The 19,825-nt window shown below is 50.3% G+C and carries 18 protein-coding genes; 9 read left to right on the plus strand and 9 right to left on the minus strand.

Annotated features, from left to right (window positions below; all coding sequences use genetic code 11):
* Nucleotides 1-215 precede the first annotated feature (215 nt).
* The 3 genes from SJI19_RS02735 to SJI19_RS02745 all read left to right on the plus strand — a co-directional run bounded on the left by SJI19_RS02735 (nt 216) and on the right by SJI19_RS02745 (nt 5,658).
* Nucleotides 216-2,150, plus strand: a complete 1,935-nt coding sequence (locus SJI19_RS02735; protein ID WP_323476731.1) for a PrkA family serine protein kinase — start codon at nt 216-218, stop codon at nt 2,148-2,150.
* 98 nt (nt 2,151-2,248) lie between these two features.
* The gene (locus SJI19_RS02740) at nt 2,249-3,523 is read left to right on the plus strand and encodes a YeaH/YhbH family protein (protein WP_323476732.1); all 1,275 of its coding nucleotides are present in this window, start codon (nt 2,249-2,251) and stop codon (nt 3,521-3,523) included.
* Nucleotides 3,524-3,927: 404 nt separating this feature from the next.
* Nucleotides 3,928-5,658 carry a potassium/proton antiporter gene (locus SJI19_RS02745; protein WP_323476733.1) on the plus strand — a complete coding sequence of 577 codons (1,731 nt, stop codon included), beginning with the start codon at nt 3,928-3,930 and terminating at the stop codon, nt 5,656-5,658.
* A 77-nt stretch (nt 5,659-5,735) separates the two neighbouring features.
* Here the strand turns inward: SJI19_RS02745 and SJI19_RS02750 are convergent, their stop codons facing one another.
* Nucleotides 5,736-6,170 carry a MarR family winged helix-turn-helix transcriptional regulator gene (locus SJI19_RS02750; protein WP_323476734.1) on the minus strand — a complete coding sequence of 145 codons (435 nt, stop codon included), beginning with the start codon at nt 6,168-6,170 and terminating at the stop codon, nt 5,736-5,738.
* Between the two features lie 240 nt (nt 6,171-6,410).
* Between SJI19_RS02750 and SJI19_RS02755 the strand changes: the two genes are divergently transcribed.
* Nucleotides 6,411-7,613, plus strand: a complete 1,203-nt coding sequence (locus SJI19_RS02755) for a multidrug effflux MFS transporter (protein WP_323476735.1) — start codon at nt 6,411-6,413, stop codon at nt 7,611-7,613.
* A gap of 38 nt (nt 7,614-7,651) precedes the next feature.
* Here SJI19_RS02755 and SJI19_RS02760 read toward each other — a convergent pair whose 3' ends face one another.
* Nucleotides 7,652-8,938 carry a D-amino acid dehydrogenase gene (locus tag SJI19_RS02760; protein ID WP_323476736.1) on the minus strand — a complete coding sequence of 429 codons (1,287 nt, stop codon included), beginning with the start codon at nt 8,936-8,938 and terminating at the stop codon, nt 7,652-7,654.
* A 149-nt stretch (nt 8,939-9,087) separates the two neighbouring features.
* Between SJI19_RS02760 and SJI19_RS02765 the strand changes: the two genes are divergently transcribed.
* The gene (locus SJI19_RS02765; protein ID WP_323476737.1) at nt 9,088-10,623 is read left to right on the plus strand and encodes a SpoVR family protein; all 1,536 of its coding nucleotides are present in this window, start codon (nt 9,088-9,090) and stop codon (nt 10,621-10,623) included.
* 68 nt (nt 10,624-10,691) lie between these two features.
* Here the strand turns inward: SJI19_RS02765 and fadR are convergent, their stop codons facing one another.
* A complete protein-coding gene (gene fadR, locus SJI19_RS02770; RefSeq protein ID WP_323476738.1) occupies nt 10,692-11,411 on the minus strand; it encodes a fatty acid metabolism transcriptional regulator FadR in 720 nt (239 codons plus the stop codon).
* A 383-nt stretch (nt 11,412-11,794) separates the two neighbouring features.
* Between fadR and dsbB the strand changes: the two genes are divergently transcribed.
* Nucleotides 11,795-12,325: a disulfide bond formation protein DsbB gene (gene dsbB, locus SJI19_RS02775; RefSeq protein WP_323476739.1), complete on the plus strand. Its 531-nt coding sequence runs from the start codon at nt 11,795-11,797 to the stop codon at nt 12,323-12,325.
* A 240-nt stretch (nt 12,326-12,565) separates the two neighbouring features.
* On the opposite strand, the gene SJI19_RS02780 is transcribed toward dsbB, so the two are convergent.
* The 3 genes from SJI19_RS02780 to SJI19_RS02790 form a co-directional block, all read right to left on the minus strand.
* On the minus strand, nt 12,566-13,012 hold the full coding sequence (locus tag SJI19_RS02780) for a YcgN family cysteine cluster protein (protein WP_323476825.1): 447 nt from the start codon (nt 13,010-13,012) through the stop codon (nt 12,566-12,568).
* A 104-nt stretch (nt 13,013-13,116) separates the two neighbouring features.
* Entirely contained in the window at nt 13,117-13,773 is a 657-nt protein-coding gene (locus SJI19_RS02785; RefSeq protein ID WP_323476740.1) for a fumarylacetoacetate hydrolase family protein, read from the minus strand.
* 52 nt (nt 13,774-13,825) lie between these two features.
* Nucleotides 13,826-14,101, minus strand: coding sequence for a YcgL domain-containing protein (locus tag SJI19_RS02790; protein ID WP_323476741.1), 276 nt, complete (start codon nt 14,099-14,101; stop codon nt 13,826-13,828).
* Nucleotides 14,102-14,392: 291 nt separating this feature from the next.
* Here SJI19_RS02790 and minC point away from each other — a divergent pair, with 291 nt between their 5' ends.
* The 3 genes from minC to minE are packed head-to-tail and all read left to right on the plus strand — an operon-like array spanning nt 14,393 to nt 16,178.
* Nucleotides 14,393-15,070: a septum site-determining protein MinC gene (gene minC, locus SJI19_RS02795; protein WP_323476742.1), complete on the plus strand. Its 678-nt coding sequence runs from the start codon at nt 14,393-14,395 to the stop codon at nt 15,068-15,070.
* A gap of 22 nt (nt 15,071-15,092) precedes the next feature.
* Nucleotides 15,093-15,905 (plus strand): septum site-determining protein MinD, encoded by an 813-nt coding sequence (gene minD / locus SJI19_RS02800; protein ID WP_323476743.1) that lies wholly within the window; start codon nt 15,093-15,095, stop codon nt 15,903-15,905.
* 3 nt (nt 15,906-15,908) lie between these two features.
* Nucleotides 15,909-16,178 (plus strand): cell division topological specificity factor MinE, encoded by a 270-nt coding sequence (minE, locus tag SJI19_RS02805; protein WP_323476744.1) that lies wholly within the window; start codon nt 15,909-15,911, stop codon nt 16,176-16,178.
* A gap of 43 nt (nt 16,179-16,221) precedes the next feature.
* On the opposite strand, the gene rnd is transcribed toward minE, so the two are convergent.
* Genes rnd through SJI19_RS02820 form a run of 3 tightly spaced genes read right to left on the minus strand, consistent with a single transcriptional unit; the run spans nt 16,222 to nt 19,766 of the window.
* Entirely contained in the window at nt 16,222-17,361 is a 1,140-nt protein-coding gene (rnd, locus tag SJI19_RS02810; RefSeq protein WP_323476745.1) for a ribonuclease D, read from the minus strand.
* 38 nt (nt 17,362-17,399) lie between these two features.
* Nucleotides 17,400-19,079 (minus strand): long-chain-fatty-acid--CoA ligase FadD, encoded by a 1,680-nt coding sequence (gene fadD, locus SJI19_RS02815; RefSeq protein WP_323476826.1) that lies wholly within the window; start codon nt 19,077-19,079, stop codon nt 17,400-17,402.
* A 57-nt stretch (nt 19,080-19,136) separates the two neighbouring features.
* Nucleotides 19,137-19,766, minus strand: coding sequence for a Slp family lipoprotein (locus SJI19_RS02820; protein WP_416347492.1), 630 nt, complete (start codon nt 19,764-19,766; stop codon nt 19,137-19,139).
* Nucleotides 19,767-19,825 lie beyond the last annotated feature (59 nt).

Here is a 19,825-nt window from a genome sequence, read left to right on the forward strand (position 1 = left end):
GCGGTAACACTTAAATGACATTTGCCAGATGCCAACTAGACTTTATTATAGAGAATGGTTTTCCTTCAGCAGGTAGCCTACGCGGCGAACAAAGTTGGCATAGCTGTTGCTGTAGAGTTGTTGCTACCTAAAGGAGAAACCGTTTTTTTCAGGGGCTGCTAAATATCGACATTGGCTCCTTTTACCTGTGCTAATAACGAAGGACGGGCATCGCCATGAACATATTTGACCAATATCGTCAGCGCTACGAAGCTGCCAAGGACGAAGAGTTCACCTTACAGGAATTTCTCACTATCTGTCGCCAGGACCGCAGCGCATTCGCTAATGCCGCGGAAAGGCTATTAATGGCTATCGGTGATCCAGTGATGGTGGACACCGCCCAGGAGCCGCCGCTTTCCCGTCTTTTCTCAAACCGTGTCATCGCGCGCTATCCTGCGTTTGAAGAATTTTATGGCATGGAAGAAGCCATTGAGCAAATCGTCTCTTATCTGAGGCATGCTGCCCAGGGATTGGAGGAGAAAAAACAGATCCTGTATCTGCTCGGTCCGGTGGGTGGCGGTAAATCCTCCCTGGCGGAACGTCTAAAAGCGTTGATGCAACGAGTGCCTATTTATATCCTTAGCGCCAATGGAGAACGCAGCCCGGTTAACGATCATCCGTTATGCTTATTCAATCCCATCGAGGATGCCACTATTCTGGAAAAAGAGTACAGCGTACCCCGCCGATACCTTGGCACCATTATGTCTCCTTGGGCTGCCAAGCGTTTACACGAGTTTGGTGGTGATATCACCCGATTTAAGGTGGTTAAGGTCTGGCCTTCGATTCTGGAACAAATCGCCATTGCTAAAACCGAACCCGGCGATGAGAACAATCAGGACATCTCTGCCTTGGTGGGTAAAGTAGACATCCGCAAACTCGAAGATCACGCCCAAAACGATCCCGATGCTTATGGTTACTCAGGCGCGTTGTGCCGAGCCAACCAGGGCATTATGGAATTTGTTGAAATGTTCAAGGCACCGATCAAGGTACTGCATCCGCTGTTAACCGCCACTCAGGAAGGTAACTATAACGGAACCGAGGGCATTGCCGCCCTACCGTTCAGTGGCATCATTCTGGCTCACTCCAATGAATCAGAGTGGGTACAGTTCCGCAATAATAAAAACAACGAAGCATTCCTTGACCGGGTGTACATCGTTAAGGTTCCTTACTGCCTGCGGGTATCGCAGGAAATGAAAATTTATGAAAAACTGTTAATTAATAGTGAACTGTCTGAATCTCCGTGTGCCCCTGGCACCTTGGAAACCCTGGCGCGGTTCTCGATTCTTTCTCGTTTGAAAGAGCCGGAAAACTCCAGCATCTATTCCAAGATGCGGATTTATGATGGTGAAAGCCTAAAGGATACCGATCCTAAAGCTAAATCCTACCAGGAATATCGGGACTACGCGGGGGTGGATGAAGGCATGAACGGTTTATCTACCCGTTTTGCTTTTAAAATCCTTTCGCGGGTTTTCAATTTCGATCATGGTGAAGTGGCGGCCAATCCAGTTCATTTATTCTATATTTTGGAACAGCAAATCGAACGTGAGCAATTTCCACAGGATATTGCTGAAAAATACCTTGAGCATCTTAAGGGCTATTTGATTCCAAAATATGCGGAATTTATCGGTAAGGAGATTCAAACCGCTTATCTTGAATCCTATTCGGAATATGGTCAAAATATATTTGACCGGTACGTTTCATATGCTGATTTCTGGATTCAGGATCAGGAGTACCGTGATCCCGATACCGGTCAATTATTCGATCGAGAAGCGTTGAATGCCGAATTGGAAAAAATTGAAAAACCAGCCGGCATAAGTAACCCGAAGGATTTTCGTAATGAGATTGTAAATTTTGTATTGCGCGCCCGCGCCAACAATAGCGGCCGCAATCCGAACTGGACCAGTTACGAAAAGCTGCGTACCGTCATTGAGAAAAAAATGTTCTCCAATACGGAAGAGTTACTGCCCGTTATTTCATTTAATGCAAAAACGTCCAACGACGAACAGAAAAAACATGACGACTTTGTCGACCGCATGATGGAAAAAGGGTACACCCGTAAGCAGGTACGCCTGCTGTGTGAATGGTATTTACGGGTCAGGAAATCGTCTTGATTGCGGTGAGATAGTATTGCTGATGGCGTCGCTACTCGTGTCGCGGCGCCAAAAAAATATCACCGCAGCGTGTGGACACCGTCGTCCGGAGGAGAAATATGGCCTACTTTATTGACCGACGACTTAACGGTAAAAATAAGAGCATGGTTAACCGCCAGCGCTTTTTGCGTCGTTATAAGTCGCAAATCAAACAGTCGATTGCCGGGGCCATCAACAAGCGTTCGGTTACCGATATAGAGAGCGGGGAATCCGTTTCAATTCCCAATACCGATATCAATGAGCCTTTTTTCCATCAAGGACGAGGGGGGTTGCGCCATCGAGTGCACCCGGGAAACGATCATTTTGTCCCTAACGATCGGATCGAACGGCCACCAGCGGGTGGCGGCGGCGGTAGTGGTGAGGGTAATGCCAGCCAAGATGGCGAAGGCGAGGATGAATTTGTCTTTGAAATCTCAAAAGATGAATATCTGGACTTGCTGTTCGAGGATCTTGCGTTACCTAATTTACGCAAAAACCAGCATAAACAGCTTAATGAATTTAAAACACATCGTTCCGGTTATACCTCTACCGGGGTACCGGCCAATATCAGTGTAGTGCGTTCGCTGCAAAACTCATTGGTGCGGCGTACCGCCATGACCGCAGGTAAACGTCGCACCATTCGGCAATTGGAAGATGAGCTGGCGCGCTTGGCCAATAGCGAACCGGTACAATTGCTCGAAGAAGAGCGGATCCAAAAGGAGATTGCAGAGCTAAGGCAAAAAATCGCCCGCGTGCCGTTCATTGATACGTTTGACCTGCGTTACAAAAATTTCGAACGCCGTGCAGAACCCTCTAGCCAGGCGGTTATGTTTTGTCTGATGGATGTCTCCGGGTCAATGGACCAGGCGACCAAGGATATGGCAAAACGCTTTTATATCTTGTTGTACTTATTCCTTAGTCGTACCTATAAGAACGTTGATGTCGTGTATATCCGCCATCATACCCAAGCCAAAGAAGTGGACGAACATGAATTCTTCTACTCTCAGGAGACCGGTGGCACCATAGTATCCAGCGCGTTGAAGTTAATGGAAGAGGTGGTAGAAGACCGTTATGATCCGGCGCAGTGGAACATTTATGCGGCGCAGGCTTCCGATGGTGACAACTGGGCGGATGATTCTCCGCTGTGCCACGAGCTGCTGGCCAACCGACTGCTGCCCATGGTGCGTTATTATAGCTACATTGAAATTACCCGCAGGGCTCATCAAACCCTGTGGCGCGAATATGAGGATTTGCAGGACAAATATGAAAACTTTGCCATGCAACATATCCGTGATCAGGACGATATTTATCCGGTGTTTCGCGAATTGTTTCACAAACAGGTCAATGAAAGATAACCCTCAGCTGACAATCAGCCAGACAGCATGTGTTTTCTGGCTGATTCCACACCACCGACCGGTTATTCACCCACTCAAAATCCTCCAAGCTCACCGCAGATAAACGATGTCGAACGCTTCCGGTTGCCGCAGTCCCGACCAGTTTTCATCGCCTGCGCCTTGATACAAGCCGTCTTGTGACAGGTTGACTCGCCTGAGGCAAGTCAACCCGAAGAGATCGCCAAATTGACTAATGCAGGATGGATACGTGATTTTTAAGGCTTATCCTTATTTTATCACGCCAAATCGCTAAAAAGCGGTGTTTTAATAAAAAACGCCTTTTTTGTTGCGCTAAAAGCGGGTAGTTTGTTTAGGTCCGGTTTGGAAATCGGGATAAGAAATGGTGATCAAAAGGAGAACTCGATTTGGACAGCAGTACCATCACTAGTTTATTTATTATTGGTTCCATCCTGGTCGGCGGGAGCATATTGCTTAGCGCCTTTTCAACGCGATTGGGGATTCCTATCCTGTTGATATTTCTAGCTATTGGTATGTTGGCTGGCGTAGATGGTATCGGCGGTATTGGTTTTGACAATTATCCTGTCGCGTATTTGATCAGTAACCTGGCTTTGGCGGTTATCCTATTGGATGGGGGTATGCGCACCCGCGCCGCCTCATTTCGTGTTGCACTGTGGCCTGCGCTCTCATTGGCGACAGTCGGGGTACTGATTACCGCTGGGCTGACGGGTATGGTCGCTGCCTGGTTATTTCACATGAATCTGATCGAGGGGCTGTTGCTCGGTGCCATCGTTGGTTCAACCGACGCCGCAGCAGTATTTTCCTTACTCGGAAATAAAGGCCTCAATGAACGGGTAAACGCCACACTGGAAATTGAATCCGGCAGTAATGATCCTATGGCGGTGTTTCTGACCATCACGCTGATTTCGATGATTCAGAGCCATGAATCGCATTTAAGCTGGATGTTCCTGGTACATCTGATCCAACAATTCGGCCTGGGACTGTTGTTCGGCCTAGGGGGCGGTTGGCTGCTGCTACAAACCATTAATCGCATTTCACTGGCCAATGGTCTCTATCCTTTGCTGGCGGTAAGCGGCGGCATCATGATTTTCGCACTGACCACCGCCCTGGAAGGCAGTGGCATTTTAGCCGTCTATCTGTGCGGCTTTTTGCTGGGTAATCGGCCTATCCGTAACCGTCATGGTATTTTGCAAACCTTTGACGGCATGGCCTGGCTGAGCCAGATCTGTATGTTTTTGGTGTTGGGCCTGCTGGTTACGCCAAGCGATCTTTGGGTCATTGCTGTCCCGGCACTCATTTTATCCCTGTGGCTGATGCTCATTGCCCGGCCGCTGTCAATTTGGGTAGGATTGCTGCCGTTTCGCAGTTTCACCACCCGCGAACGTTTTTTTCTCTCCTGGGTCGGTTTACGTGGCGCGGTGCCGATCATTTTGGCGGTATTTCCCATGATGGCCGGGCTGGATCATGCGCGACTCTATTTTAATGTCGCGTTTTTTATTGTGCTTATCTCGTTACTGTTACAGGGCACCTCTTTGGGGTTCGCCGCTAAGCTGGCAAAAGTGGTTGTGCCGCCAACCGCCTCACCCATTAGTCGGGTCGGCATGGATATTCATCCAGAAAATCCTTGGGAACAGTTCATTTACCAATTAGACCATGAGAATTGGTGCGTCGGCGCTGCATTACGTGATATGAAAATGCCGAAAAATACCCGTATCGCGGCACTGTTTCGCGATAATGTGATGATGCATCCTACCGGTAATACCCGACTGAAGGAGGGTGACGTGCTATGTGTTATCGGCCGCGAACGCGATCTCCCGGCCTTGGGCCGTTTGTTTAGCCAATCACCACCGGTGGCATTAGATCAACGCTTCTTCGGCGATTTTATTCTAGAAGCCACGACAAAACTCGAGGACGTGGCGGCAATCTATGGACTTGATCGGGTAGAAACAGACGATCCGTCGCTGACGTTAGAGGCATATGTCATGGGGCTTTTGGGCGGCGGCGAACCCGTGGTCGGCGACAGCGTGATATCCGATGGCCTGATTTGGACTATTGCGGAAAAAGACGATCAGCGGGTCAGCAAGATCGGTATTAAAATCAACGAAGAGCATCATTGATGCTCTCGGCGGCTGAGGAGAACCTAGAGCCTTATAGCCCCTCAGGCATGTTGAGCGAGGTTTTACGGCGGATTTGGCTAAGAAAGGGATTCAGTCGCAGCATAAATTTTGGTTAACACCTGCATGGCTATTTGCATATCCTGTTCAGCGACGTTTTCCAGAATTTCCTTACCAATGGCGTCGGCCTCGCTACGAACCTTTTCATACAGTTCCTTTCCTTGAACAGTCGCTACCAACAATTTTTTGCGCCGATCCGCCAGCGTCGGTACCCGCCGCACTAAATCCAGCTTGACCAATCTATCGACCATCGAGACGATGGTCGCCCCCTCAACGCCCAGAAATTGGGCAAGTTCACTTTGCGACAAAGGCTCTTGAGCACTGGCGATGGCGGCCACGGCGACCCAGCTCGCCTGGCTCAATCCGAGATATTTCAATCGGCGATCGATGGCCATGCGCAATGCCCGCGAGGTGAGATGTAATAATTTAGAAAAATTTTTATATTCAATATTCATAGTCAGTGGCAAGCTAATAATAACAAGTAAAAATTAGCATACATTGCCCCGAAAAACCAATGACAGAGCAGCTTTGTACTACGGAACAGGCGCAGCGCTCCAGCCTTGGAGCCAGTGTCAAGTGCATAAAATTGTCCTTGGCGTCATGATAGGTAAAATAAGCGCATAAACAGCACTTTTCTGCTTTCAATGCCCATAAACAGACTTTATCCTAAAGGTCTTTGTGCAATCTGGTTCCTAATGCAAAAATTCTTGCTGCTGTTATTACTATTGGTGTTACTCGGCCCGCTTGGTATTGATCTCTACCTGCCGGTGATTCCATTAATTGCCAAAGGATTGGGTAGCAACGAAGCCTTGATACAGTCCACCATTCCATTGTTTATTTTGGTGATGGGCATGGGACAGTTGCTGACCGGCCCGCTGGTGGACTACTTCGGTCGCCGGCCTATGGCACTGGTTGGAATTGCCCTATATGGTATCGGTGCGATGATTGCAGCCCTCGCGCCAACACCAACCTGGTTTATCGCATCCCGAATCCTGCAGGGGCTGGCGGTATGCTCAACGACGGTGGCGCTATTTAGCTGTGTGCGTGACCGGCTTAATGGCGATGACGCCGCGCGCGCGTTCAGTTTTCTTAATGGTACCCTGAATATTGTCCCAGCCCTGGCGCCCCTGGCCGGCGGTCTGCTGGCGGCACATTTGGGTTGGCGCGCGCCGTTCTGGGCACTGGCGGCCTATTCATTGGTGGTATTCACCCTGGTTCTGCTCGGACTGGCGGAAACCCGCCCGGCACAGACCAATCCTAAACTCAACCTACCGTTTAAGGCGTATTGGTCAATTCTACAACAACGACGATTCGTGGTGTTTGCTTTAGTCAACACCGGCGCCATGGCCATGGCGCTGACCTATGTCTCATTGTCATCACAGGTGTTGATGGGCGATGCCCAATTGACATCCCTACAATTCGCCCTCGCTTTTGGCTGTAATGGATTTTGGATCATGTTTGTCAGCGTTATTGCCAACCGGGTGATACGTAAAGTGGGACGCCCTGCCTGCTTGTCCACAGGGGCGCTGCTGATGGCGCTAGGCGGCATTATGCTGCTGGCGCTGCTCACGGTACTGCCTACCCCCTGGCAATTGAACTGGCTGGGTTATATGCTGCCAGTGGCGGTTGCCTGCTCTGGCCTGGCATTTCTCATGGGCCCCGCCACCAGTTACGCATTGGAGCCGTATCCCCATCAAGCTGGCGTGGCGTCGGCGCTTAACGGCTTTGTGCAAATGGCCGGTGCTGCCGCCGTGAGCCTGACGTTTATTGCCCTACCCCTGCCGCCTCAGCTGTCGCTGGCGCTGGTGATGATACTGGGTGCGATATTTGCCGGGGTGGCGCGGGCGCATACACGCCGCTTATCGGGTCGGCTTACCTCCATCGCGTCGCAACCCTAGCCGATCCGGCCGCAGCATGCTGTGGTCGTGCGCTGCCACTACGCGGTGGGTTCGATGCCAGGATGAAAATTGTTGGCATAACGTGCAACCGAGAGATCATCACAAGGAATATCCGGCCGAATGCCACTGATAATGTGGGCCAATAGCTGGCCGGAGCCGCAGGCCATGGTCCACCCCAAGGTGCCGTGACCGGTGTTGAGATACAGATTTTTCAGTGGCGTGGTACCCACTATTGGCGTGCCGTCCGGCGTCATCGGCCGTAATCCGGCCCAAAAAGTTGCCTGTGCAATATGACCACCGTGGGGAAACAGATCCTTGACGACCATTTCGAGCGTATCTCGGCGGGCTTTTTTAAGCTCGGTATTAAAGCCGGCAATCTCCGCCATGCCGCCGACCCGAATGCGCTGATCGAAACGGGTAATGGCCACTTTATAGGTTTCGTCCAGGATGGTCGATAACGGTGCCGCGGCCTCATCAGCTAAAGGAATCGTAAGTGAGTAGCCTTTTAGCGGGTAGACCGGAATGGTCATCATAATGTCCCGGAGCATGGCGGTGGAATATGCACCCAACGCCAGCACATAGGCGTCAGCCTGCAGCAGTTCACCATCACATTTCACACCGGCAATCAGTTTATCCGAGCGCATCAGGCCCGTGACATTGCTGTTATAGCGAAAAGTGACGCCTAACTCGGCGGCCATATTTGCCAACCGTTGCGTAAACAATTGGCAATCGCCAGTTTCATCATTGGGTAATCGCAGCCCACCGGTCAGCTTATGCGCCACCCCTGCCAGCGCCGGCTCGACCGTGGCCAACTGATGTGATTCCAGTAGTTGATAAGGAACACCCTCGTCGCGCAGGACGGCAATATCCTTGATGGCCCCCGCATATTGCTGCTCGGTGCGAAACAACTGCAACGTGCCGCCTTGACGGCCCTCATAGTTGATGGCCGTTTCAGCGCGCAACACCTTGAGACAATCACGGCTGTACTCAGCCAAACGAACCATGCGGCTTTTATTGACATAATAATGGTGGCTATCGCAATTGCTCAGCATTTGCCACATCCAGCGCAACTGGTGATCGCCGGCGCTGAGCCTAATGGCTAACGGGGCATGCCGTTGAAACATCCATTTAATAGCTTTCAGCGGCACACCCGGTGCCGCCCACGGCGCGGCGTAGCCAGGGGATATCTGACCGGCGTTGCCAGCGCTGGTTTCTTGCGCCGGGCCAGGTTGCCGGTCGAGCACCGTCACTTCATGACCCGCTTTGGCAAGATACCAAGCACTTGCCACACCTATCACCCCACTTCCCAGAATAATAACCCGCATTGTAATATTCCTGATTATTGTGAACCCGGCCGAAAGTCTTTGCAGTTCATTATATTTGTATGGATCGCCACCGCGTGAATTTCATCTTGCACTACGATTAATTATAAGCCAGCATGATCCCGTACTGTCTGTAACAATGAGGTGCGCTGATGACAATTTCTCTTGAAAAAAGTGTTAAGAATACCTTGTGTCTTAGCGATGGACCCGACTGGACATTTGAACTGCTACAAGAGTACCTGGACGAGATTGACCGGGTAGCAAAACACTATCGCCTGGATACCTACCCACACCAGATCGAAGTTATCACCTCTGAGCAGATGATGGATGCCTATTCCAGCATCGGCATGCCCATTAATTATACACACTGGTCTTTCGGTAAAAAATTTATTGAAACCGAACAGCGTTACAAACAGGGTCAGCAAGGACTGGCGTATGAGATAGTCATTAATTCGAACCCCTGCATCGCTTATCTTATGGAAGAAAACACCATGACCATGCAGGCATTGGTGATAGCCCATGCCTGTTACGGCCATAATTCCTTTTTCAAAAATAATTACCTGTTTCGCAGTTGGACCGACGCCAGCTCAATTGTTGATTATCTGATTTTTGCGCGCAGTTACATTAGTCAGTGTGAGGAACGTTATGGTGTTGAGCAGGTGGAACAGTTGCTCGACTCTTGCCATGCCTTGATGAACCATGGCGTTGACCGTTATAAGCGTCCGCAAAAGATCTCTTTGCAGGAAGAAAAATCACGTCAAAAAAGCCGTGAGGAATATCTGCAAAGCCAGGTCAACGAACTATGGCGCACGTTACCACGACGCGAAAAAGAGGAGCCCTCGACACAAGCTAGCCGTTATCCCCATGAACCGCAGGAAAACCTGCTTTATTTTATGGAGAAAAATGCACCACTGCTTGAACCTTGGCAGCGTGAAATTTTACGCATCGTGCGCAAAGTCAGCCAGTATTTTTATCCGCAAAAGCAGACCCAGGTCATGAACGAAGGCTGGGCGACTTTTTGGCACTATACCATTCTTAACCATCTCTATGATGAGAAGAAAGTCACCGATCGGTTTATGCTGGAATTTCTGCATAGCCATACCAATGTCGTGTTTCAACCACCTTACAATAGCCCCTATTATAGCGGCATCAATCCTTATGCCCTGGGGTTCGCCATGTTCCAGGATATCAAGCGTATCTGCCAATCACCTACCGAAGAGGATAGACATTGGTTCCCTGATATCGCCGGCAGTGATTGGTTGGAAACACTGCACTTCGCCATGCATAATTTTAAGGACGAAAGTTTTATCAGCCAGTTTCTATCGCCGAAAATTATGCGCGATTTAAAGCTGTTTACCGTGCTGGATGACGACCATAATAATTTCCTGGAAATTTCTGCCATCCATAATGAAGAGGGATACCGGGCTATCCGTCAAGAGCTCTCCTCACAATACAATTTGAGCAATCTGGAGCCGGATATTCAAGTTTGGAGTGTGGATTTGCGCGGCGATCGATCGCTAACGCTGCGGTATACGCCACAAAATCGCGCACCGCTGGCTAAAAATCGCCGTGAGGTAATGAAACACATACATCGGTTATGGAGTTTTGATGTGTATATGGAGCAGGTCAACGAGGACGGCAATGTGGAGTTGCTTGAACGCTGTCCACCACGGAATATTCCATTGTAACCCATTGGGTTGGCAACAAACGAAGCGGTGAGGGTCACTGTCTGTTGACCTTCACTGTTGCCGCTCCATCAGCGTCTTAGTTCAGCAATATCGTGAGGTATGGTGGACTGCATGCTGCTCCAGATGACGCTGCTTTCCTTACCGTAGTGACGCACCAGTTCGATAACCTGATCATATAATCCGTCCCGACATAGGCCCGCTAGATGGGTATAAAAATTACGCGCCAGATCACGAGCCTGGGGATTCGAAAAATAGTATCGCCCCACTCGCAGATACAAACCTTTTAGACCATTTAAAATCAGACCGTAAATTGGATTACCGGACGCATAGGCCAGTTCATGGAAAATGCGGTAATCCATTTCGGTAAAGGCGTCAGCCTGATCTTCCAAATCCTGAGCCTGAGCCAGCACTGTTTGCGCCTTGTCAGGGTAAAACCGGACCGCCATACGGATGAAAATCGAGGCGATATTGGTGCGCACCGACAATAAATTATCAATCAACTGGGGTACGCTGTCATGATCCAACCGAGCCAGGGTTTCCAGAATGTTCAACCCTGAGGTTTCCCAAACATTGTTCACCCGGGTGGGTTTGCCATGTTGAATTGTCAACCAGCCATCGCGGGCCAAACGTTGCAGCACTTCCCTGAGCGTGGTGCGCGTCACACCGATAACATCAGACAGTTCACGCTCCGCTGGCAAAATTGAACCCGGAGGAAAGTGGTTGTTCCAGATGCTTTCGATCAAATACTCTTCCGCAAAACCGGCAGGACTCTGCGCCTTAATGACCATAATATATGTTCCGTAGCAGCATGCGTATGATAGCTAAAAACGGCCTAATGATAGCAGAACAAACAGTGCCGACATAGGGTGATAGAGAGAGTAACAGTAAAACCGGGTTATGGGTGGTAATAATGTGTCCTGCTTTTCACTTTTGCGTCGTCAAGACCCTAGCCAGGCTAGCGTTTTCAGTCTCATTAGATGGGCGGTAACGGCTTGGCTAGTCGTATCAACGTGGCCATAGGATCGACATGAAAAACCATCGACGCTATAAGTTTGAATAAAAACGAAACAAGTATGCCATTAACCGACACAATCCGTAAAAAAGAGGCTGGCATCTGGCATTAATTGATTTAAACTGCCTGTTTGAAAGCAACTGTCCTGGATAATAATTTATGTTGCAATTTCTTAACCGCTGTTCAAGAGGACGCGGTGCCTGGTTATTATTAGCCTTCACCGCATTTGTCCTTGAGATGGTGGCGCTTTATTTTCAGCATGTCATGTTATTAAAGCCCTGCGTGCTGTGTATTTATCAGCGTTGTGCATTATATGGCATCATGGGCGCCGGTATCGTGGGCGCAATTGCCCCGTCGACGCCGCTACGTTATGGGGCCATTGCCATTTGGCTTTACAGTGCTTGGGAAGGTTTGCTGCTGGCAATGAAACATACGGATATTCAGCTCAATCCCTCGCCTTTCGTCACCTGCGATTTTTTCGTCAATTTCCCTTCCTGGCTACCGCTGGATAAATGGATACCGTCAATATTCAGCGCTACTGGCGATTGCGCAGTAAGGCAATGGCATTTTATGTCGTTGGAAATGCCGCAATGGATGATTGTGATTTTCGGCGCCTATTTCGTGGTGGGGGTGCTCGTACTGATAGCCCAGCCATTTCGTCCGAAAAAACGCGATTTGTTCAATCGCTGAACCGAAAATACATAAGGGGATCGCCCCCCTTATGTAAAAAATTCACCATGAGTATGTAAAAAAATAGGGCTATTCGCCACGACTTATTATGGCCCTGTCACATCCTGTTCATCCCGATTATCTGTGCAGCCCTTCCCACGTGAACTAAGATCAAGGTAGGCAATTGTAAAAGTTGCTGTGGTTCTACCCTGTTTCAGCTCGCTAACGGCGGGCTGTTTTTTTTTAGGGTTATTGTGGTTCTCAACGTGCCCAGTCAGGTTTGTTCAAAATATGATCTTGCCATTCGGTCATGTCGCTTTCTCGCACCGCAATGTGACGCACCGAGATACGTTCCCCATGCATAGCGGCCTTGGAACCGGTAAGTAGCGGGTGCCAATGGGGCAAAGGGTCGCCCTGCGCCACCAGGCGATACGCACAGGTCGGGGGCAACCAATCAAACGTTGCCAAATTGTCCCGGGTAAGCTTGATGCAATCAGGCTCGTATTCGAAACGGTGGGAATAATGACGGCACTGGCAGGTTTTGATGTTGAGCTGATTGCAAGCCACATTGGTAAAATAGATCTCTTCAGTGTCGTCGTCTATCAGCTTGTGCAAACAGCAGCGGCCACAGCCATCACATAATGACTCCCACTCTTGGTCGGTCATCTCATCCAGGGTTTTATCCTGCCAGAAAGGGCGTGTTGTCATCATGGGATCCTGCTGGTAAATGGGCGGGTTTTATAAATCGTCCGGCGACAAGATGCAACTCTTTTTGCCGTTCCGTCTTCGGAACGGCTTATAGGCGTCATTTATCAGATGATACGGGTCTTTATCGCCAAATCGTTGAGCAACACCTCAAGCTGATCGCCTGAACTCAGTTTTCCAACGCCTTGAGGCGTTCCCGTCAAAATAATATCGCCGGGGCGCAGGGTGAAAAAGCGGCTCATATATGCAATCAACGGCACAATGGGCGAAATCATATTCTGAGTAGATCCCTGTTGACGAACGTCACCATTGATCTTCAGCGTTAAGCGAGCCTGCTGCGCATTGCCGAACTCTGCAACGGGAATAAAACCGGATATTGGGCATGACCCGTCAAAACCTTTGGCTTTCTCCCAAGGCTGGCCGGCTTTTTTAAATGTCGCCTGTAAATCGCGCAGCGTCAGATCTAGCGCAACCCCGTAGCCGGCGATAGACCGAGCGACACGATCGTCGTCTGCCTGCTTAAGCGGCAAACCGATTAACACGGCCAACTCAATCTCGTGATGGACTTCACCCAGGCCCGTGGGAATGACAATCGGCTGGTGAATATCACATAAGGCGGTTTCCGGCTTGATAAACAGCACGGGTTCGCTGGGTGTTGCACTCCCCATCTCCTTAATATGATCCGCGTAATTGCTGCCGACACAGACCACTTTGTTGACCGGAAAATCCAGTAACGCACCTTGCCAATCACGATGTTGATACATACGGCATGTCTCCTATTATTAAATTATTAGGATGATAATAGTGGATTAATGATCAGCCTTTTTTCGCGCTGAGTTGATGGAGTGACAGAAGATTTTCAATTGGCGGCGGCAACTGCAGATAAAATCCTTGGTCCTGAAGATCTTGCTTAACTTTATTTATATCCGCTGCGGCCAATTTTTTGCTACCATTTAATGGAAACAGCATTGACAGCACCGGTTTACCAAAACGAGCCATTAAATCCAGGGGAACTCGGGAAAAATCGTCTTTTTTCTCGATATAAAGATAGGTTTGATCTTGTTTGGTACTCCGGTAGATCGCACAAAACATATTTTTTACCCGATTTGCGTGGTTTGTTGTCTTGCCTGTATATAGTAGTAACTATAACATGCATGCAGTGTTTCGGAATATCGCTTACCGGCAGCTTGCCGGGAAATACATGAGTTATACCCTAAATAATTCGAGTTGCAGGGTGATGGTAACACCACGACAAATCTGTTTGGAACAGATTTGAGCCCAATCTGTCGCGGCCCCGTTAGGGGCTAGGCCAAGGGAAGAGCCGAGTATTGCCAACACGCCTGCAACGTGAAATATAAAGGGTATATGACTGAGTCAGGATAGATGTCACAGACGCCCATTGAGTTAAAAGGCAGTAGTTTTACCTTATCGGTAATTCACGTTCATGACGCCAAACCTGAGGATATTCGTCAGGCATTACAGGAAAAAATTGATCAGGCTCCTACATTTTTAAAGGATGCACCGGTCGTCATTAACGTCGCGAGTTTGACGCGCGAGACGGACTGGGAACACTTGCGTCAGGCTTTTATTGCCAGCGGCCTGCATGTAGTTGGGGTAAGTGGGTGCAAAGACGAGCGTCTTAAACAGGCCATCGTACGCAGCGGCTTACCGTTGCTAAACGAAGGCAAGTCGTCAAAACGCGCGGCACCCGCAGAGGTGGTCATGGCCACCCAGAAAACGAAACGGATTGATACGCCGGTACGTTCGGGCCAACAGATTTATGCACGCAACTGTGACCTGATTGTCACAAGCAGTGTAAGCGCCGGCGCCGAACTGATTGCGGATGGTAATATCCATATTTATGGCATGATGCGAGGTAGGGCTCTAGCGGGTGCGTCCGGGGATGGGCAGTGTCAAATCTTTTGCACCCACCTGTTACCTGAACTCGTTTCAATTGCTGGTCAGTATTGGTTAAGCGACCAAATCCCGCCTGAATTTTTAGGCAAAGCTGCCCATCTTAGCCTCAAAGACAGCGCGCTGACCATTCAACCGCTAAATTAAGCCCTTGACAAGGAATCCATTTATGGCACGTATTATAGTTGTTACTTCGGGCAAAGGGGGCGTAGGCAAGACCACATCAAGTGCGGCCATTGCTACTGGCCTGGCCCGGAAAGGAAAAAAAACCGTGGTCATTGATTTTGACATCGGCTTACGCAACCTTGATCTTATTATGGGATGTGAGCGGCGAGTCGTTTATGACTTTGTTAATGTCATTCAGGGCGACGCAACCCTGAATCAGGCGTTAATCAAAGATAAGCGGACCGATAATCTTTATATTCTGCCCGCGTCTCAGACCCGCGATAAAGATGCACTTACTCGTGAAGGTGTTGAAAAAATTCTCAACGACCTCAATGAGATGAATTTTGATTTTGTCGTCTGCGATTCACCGGCCGGCATTGAAACCGGTGCGCTGATGGCACTGTATTTTGCCGACGAGGCGATCATCACCACCAATCCGGAAGTCTCTTCGGTACGCGATTCCGATCGGATTCTGGGCATACTGTCCTCTAAATCCCGTCGTGCAGAAAACAGTCAGGATCCGATTAAGGAACATCTGCTGCTGACCCGCTATAACCCCGGACGCGTGAGTCGTGGTGATATGCTCAGCATGGAGGATGTTATTGAAATACTGAGAATTCCCCTGCTGGGTGTGATCCCGGAGGATCAGTCGGTTTTGCGCGCGTCCAACCAGGGCGAACCCGTGATACTCGATGCTGAATCCGATGCTGGACAAGCCTATTCGGATACGGTTGATCGCCTGTTAGGAGAAGAACGCCCCTTCCGCTTCATTGAAGAAGAAAAGAAGGGTTTCTTAAAACGCCTGTTTGGGGGATAAACCATGGCATTACTCGATTTTTTTCTCTCCCGCAAAAAAACGACAGCCAATATAGCCAAGGAGCGGCTACAGATTATCGTTGCGGAACGTCGGCGAGGTGATAGTGAACCCCACTACTTACCTCAACTGAAACGGGACATTCTTGCGGTGATTTGCAAATATGTGCAAATCGATCCAGAAATGGTATCCGTCCAGCTTGAACAGCGAGAAGGCGATATTTCTATTCTTGAGTTAAACGTGACGCTACCTGAAACGGAAGAAACGCCGAAATGATGCCACGTTCATAACCCCCCTGCCACGCGCAGGGGGAATAGGCTCACTTTTGTTGAACCACGTCGCCGTTAAGTAGGGTACGCAGTGTCTCGCCAAATAATGCTTCACGCCAGCCACTCAACAGCTCAGGCATCTTTCGACGTGGCGTTAATGCCCAATGCCAATTAAGCAACTGATTGATTTGTCTGCGAGAAGCCAAAAGTTCCACGCTAAGTCCGGATTGATCACTGGCCGTGGCAATATGTTCCTTGATGGTTTTAAACAGTGTGCGATAACCTGGGTGATCGATCAGATTAACCACCGGCTCAGGTAGCGCATCCTCAGGCACCGCCTCCGCTTCCTGCACCAGGATCAACAGTTGTTTGCCATGGTAACGAATCTCCGGCCCACTCAGACCCAGTTTATCCAATTCCCCTAGCGAATCCGGCATATACCTCGCTACCTGCCAAAGATTTTCCTCACGCACCACAAAATTGACCGCCATATCCCGCTCGCGGGCTTTACGCAGGCGCCAAGAGGCCAATTTCTGCAGACAAGCCAACTGCCGGCTCCGCAATTGCCAGGCGTTACCGATTTCACGGTAGGCAAGTTCGGGGTCTACAATCTCCTGGCGGCGCTGACAAAGGGCAGCACATTCCAACCCAGCCGCCAAGGTCCAGCCAGCTTGCTCGGTCTGTTGAATCAATTGGCCGGCCATCGGTAACAACCAATAAACGTCAGCTGCGGCATAGTCACACTGCTTTAGACTCAGTGGCCGAGCCAGCCAATCGGTACGCGATTCGCTTTTGTCCAGGATCACCTGTTGGTATTCCGCCACCAGCATGGCAAAACCACATGACAGTGGTCGACCGTTAAATGCCGCAAGCACCTGGGTGTCGATCATCGGTATCGGCATTTGACCAAAAGAGTGTAAAAACACTTCAAGATCCTCGCTGCAGGCGTGAAGAATCTTCACCACCGTCTGGTCAGCCAACAGCTCCCTAAACGGTTGCCACTCGCCAATCGCCAGCGGGTCGATGAGCGACAACGTCTCGCCATCAAATAATTGGATTAACCCTAATTGGGGGTAATAAGTGCGGGTTCGAACAAACTCCGTGTCCAGTGCAACCTGGGGATGTTGGCGGGCACGTTCGCACAGTTGCTGTAAATCGTCGTCGTTGGTAATTAATTGGTAGTTTGACACTGCAGTCTCTTGATGTTGTCTGGCGGCAAAAAATGGATTTACCGGGGGAAAGTATACCGGTTCTCATGGCGCAACTGTTTGCGCAGGATTTTACCGACATTGGATTTGGGTAGTTCGTCGCGGAACTCCACCAGTTTTGGCACTTTATAACCGGTCAGGTACTGCCGGCAGTGGTGGAGGAGTTCATCGCGGGTCAGGGAAGGCTCTTTTTTTACCACGAAGATTTTAACCGCTTCGCCTGAATCATCGCTGGGAACGCCTATTACCGCCGCTTCCAAAACTTTAGGATGCCGCGCGACGACATCTTCAACTTCATTAGGAAAGACATTAAATCCGGATACCAGAATGATGTCTTTTTTGCGATCCACGATGCGGACAAAGCCTTGTTGATCCACTGTAACGATATCGCCGGTAGAAAGCCAGCCGTCTTTAAGCGCATCGGCGGTCGCCTGCGGTTGCTGCCAATACCCCACCATCACCTGTGGCCCGCGCACCAACAGCTCGCCGGGCTGCCCGGGGAGTACATCGTGGCCCTGGGCATCCACCAGACGGATATCTGTCGAGGGTATTGGCAAACCAATACTGCCGCTGAACTGCTTTAGGTTATAGGGATTGCCACACACCAACGGTGAGCACTCGGTCAGCCCATAACCTTCAAGTAAATGTTTACCCGTCAGGGCCTGCCACTCGTCCGCTACCGATGGCTGCAGCGACATTCCCCCGCCTACAGAGAGGTGCAACGACGAAAAATCGAGCTGACGAAAAGCCGGGTTATGTAATAACGCATTAAATAGGGTATTCACCCCAGAAATGGCGGTAAACCTGTTACGACGCATTTGCTTTACCATCGCGGGCAGATCCCGTGGGTTGGTGATGAGCAAATTGCATCCGCCCATTTCCACGAACAATAGACAGTTCACCATCAACGCAAATATATGATATAGCGGCAGCGCGGTGACCATCAGTTCGGCACCGAGGTGGAGAATGGGCCCATATGCAGCCTTAGCCTGTTCCAAATTAGCCAGCATATTGCGGTGGGTCAGCATGGCGCCTTTCGACGGGCCGGTGGTGCCGCCGGTGTATTGCAAGAAGGCCAAATCCCCGGGGGCAATATCAGGTTGGGTAAAGCGCATTTGGCGCCCCTGGCGGAGTAAATGCCGATAAGAGATCGCACCCGGCAGACGGAACGCCGGCTGTTTGCGTTTGATATATTTCAGCACAAAATGAATGGCCAGACGTTTAGACCAGCGGAAATGGTCACCTAATTGGGTCAAAATCACATGACCGACGGGAATTTCCTGAGCGACCTGTTCCAGAGTATGGGCAAAATTGGCCATAATCACAATCGCACTGGCCCCGCTATCGAGTAGCTGGTGCTTTAACTCCGCCGGCGTATAAAGGGGGTTAATATTCACCACCACCATGCCAGCGCGCAAGATGCCGAACAACGCCACTGGATATTGTTGCGCATTAGGCATCATCAGTGCAACACGGTCTCCCGGTTTGAGCAGCAAGCCTTGCTGTAAATACGCAGCAAACTCTCGGCTTTGTTTATCCAACTGACGGAAGGTCAACGCCTGGCCGAGATGAATGAACGCAGGCAGGTCGGCGAAACGCTGCACCGCATTATCCAAGAGTTCACTTAGGGAGGAATAGTGATCGGGGTTGATCTCCACCGGGACATCGGCGGGGTAGCGGCCGGTCCAAATACGTTCCATGGCCCGACCGGTATCGTCTGATGTGTTCATAGTGGTTTCCCATGGCCTGTCAGGCAACTATTCGAGTACGTTTTCTACTTCGGCGTTGCCGTAGCCGTAACCCATGCCGAAATCCGGTCCCCAACCGCGCCCATAACGTCCGTCCCAACCCCAAGGAGACATAGGCGGCCCCATGGGTGCCACAATCTGGCGCACCAGTTGCCAACGTTTATAACCCTCGGCGCGAATCACCACAAAAGTATAATGTGTCTGGCCGATGGTACCCTGCTCGGTGCCGACAATGGGCCCCACCACCGTTACCCACTGATGGTCGAAATCCGCAGGTTCAAGGAAGCCGTTGACGTAAGCAACAATGCGGCCATCAGACTGTAGATGCATCTGTGGGCGAGCGGAGTCATCAAGGCCTACACTGGTAATCTCTAGGCGGGTACGACCAGGCAGGTTAGTCACCTTCACCACCTTGCCGCCAAAGCGGGCTTCCTGACCAACGTAGAGTGAAGGCGCGTTCAGCACCCTCACCAAATCCTGCTGGGGGGTAGCCGAGGTACCGCGCACCGCTTGCGGCACGGTAGCACAACCCGACAGCGCGAGGATAAGAGCCAATCCCATGCCCATCCCTCCCCGGCGACAACCGCGAGTGACGCGGGTTACTTTGAACATCGCGCGCACTGTTCCTATATTGCCCATCATTGCCCTATTCCCCATGCTGCTCGGATCCGAAAATCATTATCAGGGTACCGATAATT

The sequence above is a fragment of the Acerihabitans sp. TG2 genome (assembly GCF_035013185.1).
Classification (GTDB): Bacteria; Pseudomonadota; Gammaproteobacteria; order Enterobacterales; family Enterobacteriaceae; genus Acerihabitans.